General features: G+C 71.1%; 17 protein-coding genes. 5 read left to right on the top strand and 12 right to left on the bottom strand.

Features of this window, described 5'->3' with window-relative positions; genetic code table 11:
* Positions 1-29: 29 nt before the first annotated feature.
* On the top strand, positions 30-770 hold the full coding sequence (locus ACIBZJ_RS39390; protein WP_395938739.1) for an SDR family NAD(P)-dependent oxidoreductase: 741 nt from the start codon (positions 30-32) through the stop codon (positions 768-770).
* Positions 771-826: 56 nt separating this feature from the next.
* Here the strand turns inward: ACIBZJ_RS39390 and ACIBZJ_RS39385 are convergent, their stop codons facing one another.
* The 4 genes from ACIBZJ_RS39385 to ACIBZJ_RS39370 all read right to left on the bottom strand — a co-directional run bounded on the left by ACIBZJ_RS39385 (position 827) and on the right by ACIBZJ_RS39370 (position 3,939).
* The gene (locus tag ACIBZJ_RS39385) at positions 827-1,102 is read right to left on the bottom strand and encodes a DUF6510 family protein (protein ID WP_395938738.1); all 276 of its coding nucleotides are present in this window, start codon (positions 1,100-1,102) and stop codon (positions 827-829) included.
* Positions 1,103-1,191: 89 nt separating this feature from the next.
* A complete protein-coding gene (locus ACIBZJ_RS39380; RefSeq protein ID WP_395938737.1) occupies positions 1,192-1,800 on the bottom strand; it encodes a DUF6518 family protein in 609 nt (202 codons plus the stop codon).
* Between the two features lie 73 nt (positions 1,801-1,873).
* Entirely contained in the window at positions 1,874-2,719 is an 846-nt protein-coding gene (locus tag ACIBZJ_RS39375; protein ID WP_395938736.1) for a phosphoenolpyruvate hydrolase family protein, read from the bottom strand.
* A complete protein-coding gene (locus ACIBZJ_RS39370; RefSeq protein WP_395938735.1) occupies positions 2,716-3,939 on the bottom strand; it encodes a Tm-1-like ATP-binding domain-containing protein in 1,224 nt (407 codons plus the stop codon). Before ACIBZJ_RS39370 ends, ACIBZJ_RS39375 begins: the two co-directional genes overlap by 4 nt.
* A 133-nt stretch (positions 3,940-4,072) precedes the next feature.
* Between ACIBZJ_RS39370 and ACIBZJ_RS39365 the strand changes: the two genes are divergently transcribed.
* Together ACIBZJ_RS39365 and ACIBZJ_RS39360 are read left to right on the top strand one after the other, a co-directional pair.
* Positions 4,073-5,443, top strand: a complete 1,371-nt coding sequence (locus tag ACIBZJ_RS39365) for a PLP-dependent aminotransferase family protein (protein WP_395938843.1) — start codon at positions 4,073-4,075, stop codon at positions 5,441-5,443.
* A gap of 18 nt (positions 5,444-5,461) precedes the next feature.
* Positions 5,462-5,899 (top strand): SRPBCC family protein, encoded by a 438-nt coding sequence (locus tag ACIBZJ_RS39360; protein WP_395938734.1) that lies wholly within the window; start codon positions 5,462-5,464, stop codon positions 5,897-5,899.
* Between the two features lie 95 nt (positions 5,900-5,994).
* On the opposite strand, the gene ACIBZJ_RS39355 is transcribed toward ACIBZJ_RS39360, so the two are convergent.
* Complete coding sequence (locus ACIBZJ_RS39355; protein WP_395938733.1) at positions 5,995-6,939, bottom strand: helix-turn-helix transcriptional regulator; 945 nt, start codon at positions 6,937-6,939, stop codon at positions 5,995-5,997.
* Positions 6,940-7,001: 62 nt separating this feature from the next.
* Between ACIBZJ_RS39355 and ACIBZJ_RS39350 the strand changes: the two genes are divergently transcribed.
* The gene (locus tag ACIBZJ_RS39350; protein WP_395938732.1) at positions 7,002-7,418 is read left to right on the top strand and encodes a VOC family protein; all 417 of its coding nucleotides are present in this window, start codon (positions 7,002-7,004) and stop codon (positions 7,416-7,418) included.
* Here the strand turns inward: ACIBZJ_RS39350 and ACIBZJ_RS39345 are convergent.
* Entirely contained in the window at positions 7,379-8,632 is a 1,254-nt protein-coding gene (locus tag ACIBZJ_RS39345; RefSeq protein WP_395938731.1) for a hypothetical protein, read from the bottom strand. The genes ACIBZJ_RS39350 and ACIBZJ_RS39345 overlap by 40 nt on opposite strands.
* Positions 8,629-9,252: a class I SAM-dependent DNA methyltransferase gene (locus tag ACIBZJ_RS39340; RefSeq protein ID WP_395938730.1), complete on the bottom strand. Its 624-nt coding sequence runs from the start codon at positions 9,250-9,252 to the stop codon at positions 8,629-8,631. The genes ACIBZJ_RS39345 and ACIBZJ_RS39340 overlap by 4 nt, the downstream gene beginning before the upstream one ends.
* A 40-nt stretch (positions 9,253-9,292) precedes the next feature.
* Here ACIBZJ_RS39340 and ACIBZJ_RS39335 point away from each other — a divergent pair, with 40 nt between their 5' ends.
* Positions 9,293-9,688 (top strand): protein phosphatase, encoded by a 396-nt coding sequence (locus tag ACIBZJ_RS39335; RefSeq protein WP_395938729.1) that lies wholly within the window; start codon positions 9,293-9,295, stop codon positions 9,686-9,688.
* Positions 9,689-9,880: 192 nt separating this feature from the next.
* On the opposite strand, the gene ACIBZJ_RS39330 is transcribed toward ACIBZJ_RS39335, so the two are convergent.
* The 5 genes from ACIBZJ_RS39330 to dnaK form a co-directional block, all read right to left on the bottom strand.
* On the bottom strand, positions 9,881-10,618 hold the full coding sequence (locus ACIBZJ_RS39330; protein WP_395938728.1) for a TetR family transcriptional regulator: 738 nt from the start codon (positions 10,616-10,618) through the stop codon (positions 9,881-9,883).
* 75 nt (positions 10,619-10,693) lie between these two features.
* Entirely contained in the window at positions 10,694-11,131 is a 438-nt protein-coding gene (locus ACIBZJ_RS39325; RefSeq protein WP_395938727.1) for a heat shock protein transcriptional repressor HspR, read from the bottom strand.
* Positions 11,128-12,330, bottom strand: coding sequence for a molecular chaperone DnaJ (dnaJ, locus tag ACIBZJ_RS39320; RefSeq protein WP_395938726.1), 1,203 nt, complete (start codon positions 12,328-12,330; stop codon positions 11,128-11,130). The genes ACIBZJ_RS39325 and dnaJ overlap by 4 nt, the downstream gene beginning before the upstream one ends.
* Before the next feature lie 18 nt (positions 12,331-12,348).
* A complete protein-coding gene (gene grpE / locus ACIBZJ_RS39315) occupies positions 12,349-13,137 on the bottom strand; it encodes a nucleotide exchange factor GrpE (protein WP_395938725.1) in 789 nt (262 codons plus the stop codon).
* A partial coding sequence (dnaK, locus tag ACIBZJ_RS39310; protein ID WP_395938724.1) for a molecular chaperone DnaK occupies positions 13,134-14,653 on the bottom strand: 1,520 nt, incomplete at its 5' end. The genes grpE and dnaK, both read right to left, overlap by 4 nt.

The raw sequence follows: 14,653 nt of genomic DNA, 5'->3' as shown, positions 1-14,653 counted from the left end.
TCTCGGGCCAGGCATGAAAGGCTTACCGGGTGGAGCGGACTCTCGAGGGCAAGGTCGCCATGGTCACCGGCGCGAGCCGGGGCATCGGCTACGAAATCGCCGCGGGTTTGGGTCGCGCGGGGGCCACCGTGGTGTGCGTCGCGCGGGATCCGCGCCGCCTCGACGAGGCAGTCTTCACGCTGCGCACCGGCGGTGTCGACGCGGTCGCCGCTCCGTGTGACCTCGGGCAACCCGGTCAGGCGGCCCGGCTGGCGGGGCAGTTGGGCGAACTCGCGGACGTCGACATCCTGGTCAACGGCGCCGGTGTCCTGGGCAGCCGGGCGGCCAAGACCCTGAAAGCCACCTACGCCGAATGGCGAGCCGTGTCGGCCGTCGTCCTCGACGCGCCGTTCCTGCTGATCCAGTCCTTCGCCCCGTCGATGATGGCCCGGCGCACCGGCCGAATCGTCAACCTCTCCGCGGACGAGGGCCGAATGACCGGCCCGGGAAATACCGGCGGCGTGGCGCCGTACCGGGTCGCCAAAGCCGGGCTGAATGCGCTGACCCGCAACTTCGCCTACGAGACCGGCCTGGGACGCCGGGGCCTCCTGGTGGACGCGGTGGCGCCGGGCCGAACCCGGACCGACCTGGGCGGCCCGGCCGCGCCCCGCTCGCCCGAAGAGGGAGCGGAGACCGCTCTCTGGCTCTGCACCCGCCCCGCCACCGCCGAAGACGGCTCGCCGGCGCCGACCGGCCTGCTGTGGCAAGACCGCGAGGTGATCCCCTGGTAGTGCGGCCCACCGGTCTGGTCTCCGCGTTCGGCGGACGACGGCCGTTCGGCCGGGGGTCAGGCGTCGTCGGCCGGGATGCTGAGGCAGGAGAGACCGCTGACGTCGAGCCATGTGCCCTGGGCGGTGGCCACCAGGCTCAGCAGTTCCGAGCCGCAGCTGCGGCAGCGCATCACCAGGCCAGGGGCGCGGAAGTACACGCGGGTATCCGCCAGCATCGCCGTGTTCCCGCAGTGCGAGCACTGGCCGCGGACCGTCGTCGGCTCGACCGCGAGGATCTCCTGCAGCGGACCGGCAGCGGCGTTGCCATCGACGTAGCCGTAGTCGGTCTCCATGCCTGACCATCCTGCCGCGCCGGGGTCGAAGCGTCGAGCCTCAACCGTCCCGTGTCTGAGCGGCGCGGGCATTTACTCCGGCTGAGCAGTCAGGCGAAGCCGGCCAGCGCGAACATCCCGAGACCGACCAGCGCGACCGGCACCGCGACCAGCAGCGCGCCCCAGCGCCGCGGCCAGGGCACCCGGAACAGCAGCACCAGCGCCACCCCGAGACCCGCGTCGATCAGCGCCGTCTCCACGATCTCGGACGTCCGGTAGTTCTGGTCGCCCCCCTGACCCAGGATCAGCAGCGCCTCGGCGAACAGCACCGCGGCCGGCACCGCGAGTGCCGCGACCTGCCACCGATCGGCGCGGCGCGCCGTCACCCCGGCGGCGCCGAACACGACCCCGGCGATGACGCCGAACGCCGTCCACACCGGGCTCCACAGCGCACCGATCCGGTCGTCCTGGATCAGGAACGCAGCCAGGTAGTAACTGGGCACCGCCACCACGAGCAGTACGACCGCGCTCAGGACGCCGCCCACGTACCCTCGCCGCGCCCGGTACGCGAACAGGAACGCCGCCACCGCCCACACCGCGCTCGAGTTCCCCAGCCCGCCGAACGGAAAGGGGACGAACTTGATCCAGACGAAGTCCAGGAACCCGAGCAGGAACCCGGCCACCAGCGTCACCAGCGCGAACTTCCACCCGGTTCTCATGCCGCTCACGGTCGCAGCCGGCGCGCCGGTCGCGCGTCTGCCGCATCGGGTATCTCGGCCTCCGTCGAACGACCTATCCGGCGCGGCCACGCTGACGCGAGAACGTCAGCGCCTTGAACTCCTCGGTCTGCCGACGGATCCCGACCTCGGTTGGCAACCGTTCGATCGACGACGCCCCGAAGAAGCCCACGACGCCCGACGTGTGCTCCAGCACGTACTGCGCGTCCGCCGGCTCCGCGATGGGCCCGCCGTGGCACAGGCACAGGATGTCGGGGTTCACGCGCCGCGCGGCGTCCGCGAGCGCCTGGACCCGTTCGACCGCCGCCGCCAGCGTCAGAGCCGTCTGGGCCCCGATCGTCCCGGACGTCGTCAGGCCCATGTGCGGCACCAGGATGTCCGCACCCGCCCGCGCCATGTCGGCGGCCTGCTCCTCGTCGAACACGTAGGGCGCGGTCAGCAGATCCATCTCGTGTGCGGTCCGGATCATGTCGACCTCGAGTCCGAACCCCATCCCGGTCTCCTCGAGGTTCGCCCGGAACACCCCGTCGATCAGCCCGACCGTGGGGAAGTTCTGCACGCCGGCGAATCCGATGTCGCGCACCTGTCGCAGGAAGTGCGGCATCACCCGGAACGGGTCGGTGCCACACACGCCCGCCAGCACCGGCGTCCGCGAAACCACCGGAAGCACCTCGGACGCCATGTCCATCACGATCGCGTTGGCGTCGCCATAGGGCAGCAGACCCGACAGCGACCCGCGACCGGCCATCCGGAAACGTCCGGAGTTGTAAATGATCAGCAGGTCGATGCCGCCGGCCTCGGCCGATTTCGCGGTGATGCCGGTGCCCGCGCCGCCGCCGATGATCGGCTTCCCGGCCGCGACCTGCGCCCGGAACCGGTCGAGGACGTCCTTCCGGTTCATGCCGATGCCCCCTTGATGGACACGTCGAGTTCGTCGGCCGCGGCCGCCCCGAAGCCCGCGTCGTTGATCGCCTGGTCCCGTTCGACGATCGAGACGCCCGACCCGGCCAGCCCCGACCGCAACGCCTCGAACAGCGCCGCGTCCGCGTCCGCGTCCCGGAACGGCCCGCCGTCGACGTCGATCGCGCTCACGCCCCTCAGCGGCAGGAACAGCATCGTCGGCCCGGTCGCCGCGGCCAGCTTCGCCGCGATCCGACGGCCGAGCTCGGCCATCTCCTCCGACGTCGTCCGCATCAGCGTGACGGTCGGGTTGTGCACGAACAGGTTCCGGCTCTCGAACTGGGGTGGCACGGTCTCGCGCGGCCCGAAGTTGACCATGTCGAGCGCGCCGACGCTCACCACCTGGGGCAGGCCTCTCTGCCCGGCGATCTCCAGCCGGTCCGGACCCGCGCTCAGCACACCGCCGACCAGATCGTCGGCCAGCTCCGTCGTCGTCAGGTCGCACACACCGGCCAGCAGGCCCGACTCGACCAGCTTCTCCATCGCCCGTCCGCCGGTTCCGGTCGCGTGGAACACCAGCACCTCGTACCCGAGCTCGGTCAGCCGTTCGCGCGCCTCGTCGGCGGCCGGCGTCGTGACGCCGAACATCGTCAGGCCGACGAGCGGCTTCCGGTCGGCCGCCGGTGCCCGCCGTTCGTAGGCCGCCGCCATGCCGGCGATGCCGGCGGCGGCATTCCCGAGGACCGCCTCGGACACGGAGTTGATCCCGGCGACGTCCACCACCGAATACATCAGCGTCGCGTCCACCTCGCCGACGTACGGTTGCACGTCGCCGCTGGCCATCGTCGAAACAAGCATTTTGGGGACGCCTATCGGCAGCGCCTGCATGGCGGGCGCCGCCACCGAAGATCCGCCGGAGCCGCCGACGGCGAGCAACCCGTGCAGGCCGCCGTCGTCGAACAGACGGCGCACGACGACGGCCGCGCCGGTGCCCATCGCAGCCATCATCTCGCCGCGGTCGCGCCGCTCGCGCAGTTCGGCCGGGTCGACGCCGGCGGCGGTCAGCACCTCGTCGGAGCTCACATCGGCCAGCGGGCTCGTGGAGAACGAGCCGACGTCGATCATGACCACGCCGACGCCGTGCTCGCGCAGCCGATCGCGGAGCCAGGTGTACTCGTCGCCTTTGGTGTCGAACGTGCCGAGCAGCCCTATGGTCGCCATCGAGATCTGACCCCCTCCTCGGACTCGGGTGCTGACCGCAGGCTAAGCCGGTCGGACGCCCCGGGCCTGGACCAATTCCCGGTGATTGGCCCACTGCCGACCGGCATTTCAATGGGACAGTGCTGCTGTGGTGATGACGGCGCTGGACGCGAGCGAGCTGAGCCGCCTGCTCGGTCCGTGGACGACCGGCACGACCACTCTCACCGATGACCTGGTCACCGCACTCGTCGAGCTGATCGACGCCGGGCTCGTGCCGGCCGGGGCCCGGCTGCCGCCCCAGCGAGGGCTCGCCACCGCGCTCCTCGTTTCACGGGGAACGGTGACGGCCGCCTACGACGCTCTCGAAGCGCGCGGCTACCTCGCGACCAGCCGTGGATCAGGCTCCCGGGTCCGGTCCTCGCGCAACCCCCTGCAGAGCCACCCGTCCGGCCGGTTGTTCTCGTTCACCAGCGCGCCGGCCGACGTCGTCGACCTGTCGACGGGCTCGTTGCCCGCTTCACCGGTCGCGGCCGAGGTACTCGGACGCCTGACCGATGTCGGCGCCTATCTCTCCACCGACGGCTACTTTCCGGCCGGCCTCCCCGTGCTGCGGCAGGCGATCGCCGATCGGTACACCCGTGACGGGCTGCCGACCCGGGCGCAGCAGATCCTCGTGACGTCCGGTGCCCAGCACGCGACCTGGCTGGCGATGACCGCGCTGGCCGGGAGCGGCGACCTCGTACTGACCGAGGAGCCGACGTATCGCGGCGCGCTGGAGGCGGTGCGCTCGACCGGCGCCCGGGTCGAAGGGTTGCCGCTGATCGGCGGCGGTCTGGACGTCGACCTGGTCCGGCACGCGCTCGCCCGCCGGCCGCAGGTGCTGTTCTGCCAGACCGCGATCCACAACCCGACCGGGCGGAGCACCGCCGACGGGACCCGGATCGAGCTCGCCGAGGTGCTGAACGACGCCGGCCTGCTGACGATCGAGGACACCTGCTCGGCCGACCTGACGCTCGCCGGGCCCGCTGTCGCCCGCACGCTGACCGGCCTGGTCGATCCCGAGCTCCTGCTGACGATCGGCAGTACGTCCAAACTGTTCTGGGGTGGCGTCCGGATCGGGTGGATCAGGGCGAGTGAGACGCGGATCCACGGCCTGGTGGAGCTGCGGAAGGCAGTCGACCTGGCGTCGTCGGTGACGGATCAGTTGCTGGCCGCGGACCTGATCGGGCGCACCGACGTCGCGCGTCGCCAACGGCGGGAAATGCTGACCGACGCGCTGGCCGCGACCGAGCGGGAACTGTGCGAGGCGTTCCCCGACTGGCGGTGGCACCCGATCGACGGCGGCTCCGGACTGTGGGTCGACACCGGGCAGGACGCCGTCGCGCTCGCCGAACGGGCCAAACGGGTCGGCGTCAAGCTGGCCGCCGGGCCGAGCTTCTCCACCTACGCCGGCCAACGCACGTTCCTGCGGCTACCGGTCTGGCACGAGCCGGCCATGCTGCGGGACGCCCTGTCCACACTGTGATCGATCCGGGAGGCTCCAATGGCGAAGTCCTACTACAGCACGGTGTTTGATCACGACGCCGCCGCGGTCTGGGCCGTCGTCCGCGACTTCAACGGGCTGCCGACGTGGTGGCCGGACGCGGTCAGCGAGAGCCACATCGAAGACGGGAAGGCGGCCGACCAGGTCGGCGCGATCCGGAGTTTCCGGCTGGGCGATGCCACGATCCGGGAGCGGCTGGTGGCGCTCACCGACCGCGACCGGTCGTACAGTTACGCGTTCGAGGAGCCGGAGCCGTTCCCGGTCGCCAACTACGTGGCGACGCTGCGCGTGACGCCGCTCTCGGACGGGCGGTCGTTCCTCGAATACTGGGCCGAGTTCGATCACGCGGACCTCGACCACTGGACGACGTTCTTCGCCGCCGAGGTGTTCGGGCCGGCGCTGGCCGCGCTGGCGGATCATCTCGGGCGCAGCGCCTGAGGAGCGCGGACGGCCCGCCTCGGGCGCAGCGCCTGAGGAGCGCGGACGGCCCGCCTCGGGCGCAGCGCTCGAGGGCTCCGGCCGGTGCGGGCGGGCTACCTCGGGGCGTAGCGCCCGAGGAGTTCGGTGCCGATTCGGGCGAGGTGCTCTTTCACCGAATCCGGGGAGAGCACCTCGACCGCCCCGCCCCAGCCGGCGAGCGTGCGCGCGATGTCGAGGGGCGTGGGCGCGGCGACCCGGACCCGCGATCGGCCGTCGTGATCGTCCTCGACCTGACAATGGAGTCCGAAATGATCGCGCAGGATCGGGACGAACCGCGTCTCGATCAGGAGTGACGCCTCGGTGCGGGACCGCCGCTGTTCGACCTCCCCGACGACGCTGCGCCACGCCTCTTCGAGCGCGAAGTCATCGGGCCGGGTGAACGGCTCGGCGGTGGGTTCCGCGTCGGCGATCCGGTCGACGCGGAACGTCCGCCTGCCCTTCGCGGTGCCGGCGATCAGGTACCAGGTGTCGTCCTTGTCGACGAGACCCCACGGATCCACCTCGCGCCGGGACTTCTCCCGCGAACCGCTGGTGTAGTCGAACCGGACCTTGCGCTGCTGGATCACCGCGGTCTGCAGCAGGTCGACGATCGCCGGTCGGGGCCGTGCGCGTTCGCCCCAGCGAGTGGCATCGATCATCGTCGCGGTCGCCGCGGCCTCGGCGTCCGCGCGGAACGTCCGGGGCAGCGCCTGCACGAGTTTGCGCAGCGCGGTCTTCGCCTCGTCGGACACCACCGCGGCCGGGCCGACCAGCAGGAACAAGGCCTGGGCCTCGGTGGACGAGAGCCCGCTCAGGTCGGTGCGGGCGCCGCCGACCAGCGACCAGCCGCCGCCGCGCCCGGCCTGCGGGTACACCGGGATGCCGGCCGCCGACAACGCCTCGAGGTCGCGGCGGGCGGTCGCGATCGAGATCTCCAGTTCCTTGGCGAGCTCGGCGGCCGTCACCCGGCCCTTGGACTGGAGCAGGAGCAGGGCGGCGACGAGTCGATCGGCACGCATGTTTTTCAGTGTGGCTCCGAAAGTGCTCAGAGGGTGAGCACTTTGGCGCGGAGGATGGGGTCATGACTCTTCGCGGACTCACCACCATCACTTATTTCTCCGACGACGTGCCGGCGGCGGTCGCTTGGTACGCCGAGCTGCTCGGCGTCGAGCCCTACTTCGTCCGGCCGGTCGATGGGCCGCCCGCCTACGTCGAGTTCCGCATCGGTGACTACCAGCACGAGCTCGGTCTGCTGGACCGGCGCTTCGCGCCCCCAGTCGTCCCCGGCGGCGGTCCGATCGCCTACTGGGCCGTGGACGATGTGGAAGCGGCGTACTCGCGGCTGCTGGAGCTGGGGGCGACGGAGCACGACAAGCCGACCGATCGCGGCCCGGGCTTCGTGACGGCCTCAGTGACCGACCCGTTCGGCAACCTCCTGGGCGTGATGTTCAACCAGCACTATCTGGACGTGCTGAGCTCGTCCAGCACCCAGAGCTGAAACGCCCGAGCCTCCGCCCCGGAGGGAGGCGGCCCCCCGGCCCGAGCCGCGATCGAGCGCCCGATGATCCCCACCGCCCCGGCCGGCCCGGGCCGCCAAACCGCGCCGCCCCCACCGGCCCCGCTTGGGCCCTCGGCCCGGCCAGGGCCCGCCGCCCGGCCAGGGTCTGCCGCCCGGCCAGGGCCCGCCGCCCGGCCAAGGTCCGCCGCCCGGCCAAGGTCCGCAGCCTGGCCAAGGTCTGCGGCCCGGCCAGGGCCCGCCGCCCGGCCAGGGCCCGCCGCCCGGCCAAGGTCCGCCGCCCGGCCAAGGTCCGCAGCCCGGCCAGGGTCTGCGGCCGAATCGAGCCCTCCAACCGAGCCGAGCTCGACAGTCGAGCCGAGCTCCCCGACCGGGGTGGCCTCCACAGCTGAGCCGGGCTCCACCGCCGAGCTGGGTCGCCCATCCGAGCCGGCCTCCACCGCCGGACCAAGCTCCCCGATCGGATCAGGCTCCCCAGCCGGGGCGAGCTCCGCAGCCGAGCCGAGCTTCACCACCAAGCCGGGCTCCCCAACCCAGCCGGGCACCCCAGCCGAACCGCTGGGCGGCGGCGAGGCGACGAGGCGGCCGGCGTCGACTTTCGAGAGCCACCGCCCATAGCGCGCCTTCGCGAGAGCTCGACACGCATTGAGTACGGCGTCCTCGGCGCCGGGGGCCGGCGCGTCGCCCTCCGGCGTGGGCAGGGCCAGCCACCACGTGAGCGCATCGATCAACAGCGCGGGAACGTCGTCCGGGTCGGCGAACGTCTCGGCGGCGGGCGGGCCGAGCAGCGCCCGCCCGGACTGGCGCAGGATGCTGCGGTCGAGCGCGTACCAGAAGCGCCCGTCGGCGGCCGGTCGTTCCTCGGGCGAGTAGGTCTCGCGAAAGGCCATCCCCGCGCCGGTATTCAGCTCGACCTCGAACCCGGGGGCAGGATCGGACGAACCCGCGACCTCCCGCCGGTAGACCACCAGCTCCAGCCCCCGCGCCGGGCACGGCAGGCTCTCGTGCCGCAGCGCGCCGACCAGTGCACGCTTCTCGTACCCCTCGAGCGCACGTTCGACGACCAGCGCGACATCCACGTCGCTGCGGCCGGGCTGGTACGCACCCAACCCGACCGAGCCTCCGGCGTAGGCGCCGACGAGGTTGGCCCCGAGAACCGCCCGCGCCGCCTCGAGCAGGTCGTCGAAATACTTCATTTCTGAGCGAGCAGGTACGCGTACCGGGTGGTCATCGTGTCGTCGCGCTCGCGGATCAGCCGCGCGTGCACGGTCAGGCCCACGTTCGCCAGCAGGTCGACGACCACCTCGACCGGGTGCCGCAGATAGTCGATGTCGATCTGCTTGCCCCACGCTTCGGACTTGTGCAACGTCTCGCCGTCGGTCTGGAAGATCACCAGCAGTTGGCCGCCTGGCGCCAGAACTCGCGCGAACTCGGCGAACGCGGTCGGCAGCCGGTCTTCGGTGACGTGGATGATCGAGAACATCGCGGAGAGGCCGGCCAGCGACGCGTCGGGGAGATCGAGCGCGAGCATCGTGCCGACGTCGAACCTCAGGTGCGGATGACGCTCGCGGGCGACCGCGATCATCTGCGGCGAGAGATCGACGCCGAACGCGTCGAGGCCGAGTGAATGCAGGTAGGCGGTCTTGATGCCGGGACCACACCCGATGTCGGCGACCCGCCCGCCGCCGACCAGCTCGGCGAACGCGTTGACGAAGTGACGATCGACGGGCCGGATGTCGAGATCGTCGGCGAAATGGTGGGCGTAGTCGGCAGCGATCGCGTCGTAGCCGGATCGGATGAGATGCGTCTCGGTCACGACGCCCATCGTGCCGCTGGGGTCCGACAGAATAGGCGGCGTGACAGGCATTGTGGAGCTTCCGTCCGGGGGGCGGGTGCGGGGCCGCCGGTTGCGTGATGTGCCGGAGAAACCCGCCGACTTCCTGCTCGCGCTCGCGCGCGGGCCGCTGCCGTCCTGGCCGTACCGACGAGTCGACTGGCCCGATTTCTGGATCCCACGCGATCGGGCCGACGCGATCGACGCGCTGAACGAAGGCCTCCGGCGCGCCCGTGACGGCGAGTTCGTCGAGGTCGCGTGCGGCGGCGGCCGGGGCCGGACCGGCACGGCGATCGCCGCCATGGCCATCCTCGACGGTCTGCCCGTGGACGAGGCCGTGCCGTGGGTCCGCCGGGAGTACGACCGGCATGCCGTGGAAACGCCCTGGCAGGCCCGCTGGCTCCGTCGCCTCAGGTAATCAGCGGGAGCGCTCCCGGAACGACAACGGGCGCGGTCTCTGGGAGACCGCGCCCGAAGGAAGTAGTACCGGCCCGGCAGCCGCCTCTCGGCGAGTGGCCGCTCGTAGCGGCTGAAGGTGAGGCCCGGGGGCATGGACCGAACCGGCATCCGGTGTAAGGACGGACGCCCCCCGATCATTCCCGCTCCCCGATCATTCCCCCGCATCCCGTGTGACGCCGCTCACGGTTGAGCGGATCCCGGCCAGGATCAGACCGACGCCGGCCAGGAACTGAGCCCGGTCGTCGTGGTCCCTGAGCTGCTCGGCGACCTTGCGCGTGAACGGGAACTCGTCCGGATCGAGGCCGGCGGCCACGGCGCCCAGGTAGTCGGGCCGGTTCAGGTCCGTGTCCGGGGTCCGCGTGGCGTTCTGCGCGGCCACGCCGAGGATGTAGTTCAGCAGTGCCGACGCCGCATCGAACTGGGCGGTGGCCGGGACGCCGAGCGCCTCGATCTGGCGTCCGAGGCGTTCGAAGATCTGCAGCGCCGTCGCCTGGGACGAAACCCGGGAGAGCTGGACCCCCACCCACGGGTGGTCGTCGATCGCGTCGAAAAGGCCCAGCGCCAACGCGCGAACCGCGCCCTCCGGCGCCTCCCCCACGCCCTCCGGCGCCCCCTTCACGCCCTCCGGCGCCTCCCGAACGCCCTCCGGCGACCCACCCGCGCCCTCCGGCGCGGCCAGCACGGCGTCGTCCGCCATCGCGTCGGCCAGAACCGTATGAGCCGCGGCGACCAGGAGCTCACTCTTGTTCGCCACGTGCCAGTAGATCGCGCCGGGCCCGGTCTTCAGCTGGGCGCTGAGCGTCCGGAACGTCAGTCCGCCCTCGCCGGAGACGTCGAGCAGCTCGATCGCGGCGTCGACGATCCGCTCCCGGGACAGCGCATTTGCCATGCGCCTATCTTCATGCGCCTATCTTGACGACACCAAAAGACCCCCGGGACCGGAGCCCCGAGGGTCTCGAGCGTGTCAGCGGCTCTTGGGACGCCAGACCGGGAGGACGGACTGGTCCAGCGGGACCAATTCGCCCCGGTACGGCATGGAAGCACGCATCTCGGCGGCCTCCTGCCGTGCGGTGCGCAGCTCCGTCAGCAGTTGCTCGGTGCGCTCCTGCAGGTCGCGGACCTGCTTGGACAGCGCGATGATCCGCTTGATGCCGGCCAGGTTGACGCCCTCCTCCTGGGAGAGGCGGGCGATCTCGCGCAGCAGGACGACGTCCCGAGCGCTGTACCGACGGCCACCACCGGCCGACCGGCCCGGCTGCACGAGCCCGAGCCGGTCGTACTGACGCAGGGTCTGCGGGTGCATTCCCGACAGCTGAGCCGCCACCGAGATCACGAACACGGGGCCTTCGAACGCCACGTCGATCTCGATCTCGAGATCTCCGGTTCGGTGGGGCTGGCTCATCGCGCTCCCTCCCGTTCCAGATGCGCGCGAGGGTTACCCGGCGTCGCGGCCGCATAGTCGGCGAGCGCCTTGCGGGCAGCCTCGCTGAGGTTGCTGGGCACTTCGACCTCAATGGTGACCAACAGGTCGCCGGGAGGGGCATCGCCCTTCCGGACGCCCTTTCCGCGAACCCGCAGGACGCGTCCGCTCGGCGTCCCCGGTGCGACCCGGAGCGTCACCGAACCGTCGAGCGTCGGCACCCGGATCTCGGTTCCGGCCACCGCCTCGGGGAACGTGACCGGCACGGTCAGCGTCAGGTTCAGGCCACTACGCCCGAACAGCGTGTGCTGCCGGACGTGGACGACGACGTACAGGTCACCGGGAGGACCACCCCGCTGACCCGGCTGGCCCTTGCCCTTGAGCCGGATCCGCTGCCCGTCGCTGACCCCGGCCGGGATCCGCACGTGCATCGTCCGGGTCTTGGTGACGCCGCCGGTGCCCTTGCAGTCGACACACTTCTCGTCGACGACCGACCCGGCACCCTGGCACTCACGGCACGGCTCGGAGAACGAGAACGCACCCTGGTTCCGGCTGACCAAGCCGGTACCGAGACAGAGCGGACAGGTACGCGGCTTCGTGCCGGGCTTGGCACCGCTGCCCTGACAGGTCTCGCAGACTCCCGGCGCGTGCAACCGCAGCGGCACGGTGACGCCACGAGCGGCCTCGGCGAAGTCGAGCGTCGCCTCGGTCTCGATGTCGCCGCCGCGATTGGACGCGCCGGGCTGCCGTCCGCCACCGAACATCGCGCCGAACAGGTCGCCGAGGCCGCCGCTGCGGGCCCGATGGGCACCCCCGGCGGCGCCCGGCCCGCCGGCACCGCCGGCGTTCTGCGCGTTGAACAGATCGGTGAAGTCGTACGGCATGCCGCCGGGCCCGGTACCACCGAACCCGCCGGCACCGGCCTGACGCCGGAAGGCGCCCGAGCCGAACAGCGTCCGCGCTTCGTCGTACTCACGACGCTTGCGCTCGTCCGAGAGGACGCCGTACGCCTCGGACACCTCCTTGAACCGTGCTTCGGCCTCGCTGTTACCGGGGTTCTTGTCGGGATGCAGATCCCGCGCGAGCTTCCGGTACGACCGCTTGATGACTTCCGGGGAAGCGTCCTTGGACACGCCCAGGACCGCGTAGTAGTCCTTTTCGATCCAATCCTTGGTACTCACCGGGCGCGCCTCCCTCCGTCACTCTGCGGACGACCCACCGGACGTCTCGACGCCGGCACCATTCTGCTCCGACCCGGAGCCACCGCTCGGGTTCACCGGGTCGGCCACCGCGACCATCGCCGCACGCAGCAACCGGTCTCCCATCGTGTAGCCCTTGCGCAGCACCTCGATGCAGGCCGTCTCGGTGACGTCCGGACTCGTGGTGTGCGCGACCGCCTCGTGGAAGGTGGGATCGAACGGATCGCCCTTCTCACCGAACGCGTTCAGGCCCAGCTTGGTGAGGATCGCCGTCAGCTGCTCGGCGACCGCGCCGAACGGACCGGTCAGGTCGCCGTGTGCGCGTGCCCGGTCGAGGTCGTCGAGTACCGGCAGCAGCGCGGTGAGCACCGCGCCGGTGGCCTGCTCGGCACCGACCTGCCGGTCACGATCGACGCGACGCCGGTAGTTCGCGTACTCGGCCGTCACGCGCTTCAGGTCGGCGGTGCGCTCGGCCAGTTCGACCGCCAGTTTGGCCGCTGCCTCGCTGCCGCCAGATGCCTGCTCCGAGACGTCTGTCGCGCCCATACCGCCTCCTTCCCCCACACCGTCGTGCGCCCCGGCCCTGTGATCAGCCGGGGTGTCGACCTTGCTCCCGCCGTCCGACGGAGCGTCGGCCGCGGCGGCGGAGGCCGAAGCCCCCGCCGTGTCGCCGCCGACGCTGGCCACCGCGATCTCACGCGGTGCCCCGGTCTCCGGATCGATGCGGCGCCGGTCGCGAATCACGACCTTCGGCTGCTCCTCGGAGTGCCCGTCGTTGGTGGCGCTCACTTCTGAGCGCCCCCGCGGCCCTCGTCGTCGACGATCTCGGCGTCAACGACGTCGTCACTCCCACCAGCCGCGTGGGCGGCCGGCGGCGGCGTGGTGCCGTCCGCAGCCGGACCCTCGCCCGCTTCGCCGGCCCCGGTCGCGGCCTGCGAGTTGGCGTACATGGCGGTGCCGACCTCCTGGGAGATCTTCGCGACCTTCTCCTGGGCGGTCTTGATCGCCTCGAGGTCGCTACCACCCAGCGCCGACCGGAGCTCGGTCAGAGCCTCGGACAGCTCGGCCTTCTTGTCGGCCGGGATCTTGTCGCCGTTCTCGGCCAGGAACTTCTCGGTCTGGTACTGCAGGGACTCGGCGACGTTGCGCACCTCGGCCTGCTCGCGGCGCTGCTTGTCTTCCTCCGCGTGGGCCTCGGCGTCGCGCATCATCCGATCGATCTCGTCCTTGTTCAAGGCCGAGCCACCGGAGATGACCATCTTCTGCTCACGGGACGTCGCGAGGTCCTTGGCGGACACGTTGACGATGCCGTTCGCGTCGATGTCGAACGTGACCTCGATCTGCGGGACGCCGCGCGGCGCCGGCGGGATGCCGGTCAGCTCGAACATGCCGAGCTTCTTGTTGTACGCGGCCATCTCGCGTTCGCCCTGGTAGACCTGGATCTGGACCGAGGGCTGGTTGTCGTCGGCGGTCGTGAAGATCTCCGAGCGCTTGGTCGGGATCGTCGTGTTCCGCTCGATCAGGCGGGTCATGATGCCGCCCTTGGTCTCGATGCCCAGCGAGAGCGGGGTCACGTCCAGAAGCAGGACGTCCTTGACCTCACCCTTGAGGACACCGGCCTGCAGCGCGGCACCGACGGCGACGACCTCGTCCGGGTTGACGCCCTTGTTCGGCTCCTTGCCGCCGGTCAGCTCCTTCACCAGATCGGTGACGGCCGGCATGCGGGTGGAACCACCGACGAGGACCACGTGGTCGATGTCGGCGACCCGGATCTGGGCGTCCTTGATGGCCTGGTGGAACGGGCCCTTGCACCGGTCGAGCAGGTCAGCGGTCATCCGCTGGAACTCCGCGCGCGACACGTTGACGTCCAGGTGCAGCGCACCGTTGGGGCCACCGGTGATGTACGGCAGGTTCACGTTCGTCGACTGCTGGCCCGAGAGCTCGATCTTGGCGACCTCGGCCGCCTCACGGATGCGCTGCATCGCGATCTTGTCGGGGGACAGGTCGATGCCGTTGGTCGCGGAGAACTGCTTGACCAGGTAGTCGACCAGGCGCTGGTCCCAGTCGTCACCACCGAGGTTGGTGTCACCGGAGGTGGCCTTCACCTCGACGACGCCGTCACCGATCTCCAGCAGCGAGACGTCGAACGTACCGCCACCGAGGTCGAAGACCAGGATGGTCTGCTCGGTCTCGCCCTTGTCGAGCCCGTAGGCCAGGGCGGCCGCGGTCGGCTCGTTGACGATGCGCAGCACGTTCAGACCGGCGACCTGCCCGGCCTCCTTGGTGGCCTGACGCTGGTGATCGG

It is taken from the genome of Cryptosporangium sp. NPDC051539 (assembly GCF_044454545.1).
Classification (GTDB): domain Bacteria; phylum Actinomycetota; class Actinomycetes; order Mycobacteriales; family Cryptosporangiaceae; genus Cryptosporangium.
This window is presented reverse-complemented; position numbering and strand designations above follow the sequence as displayed.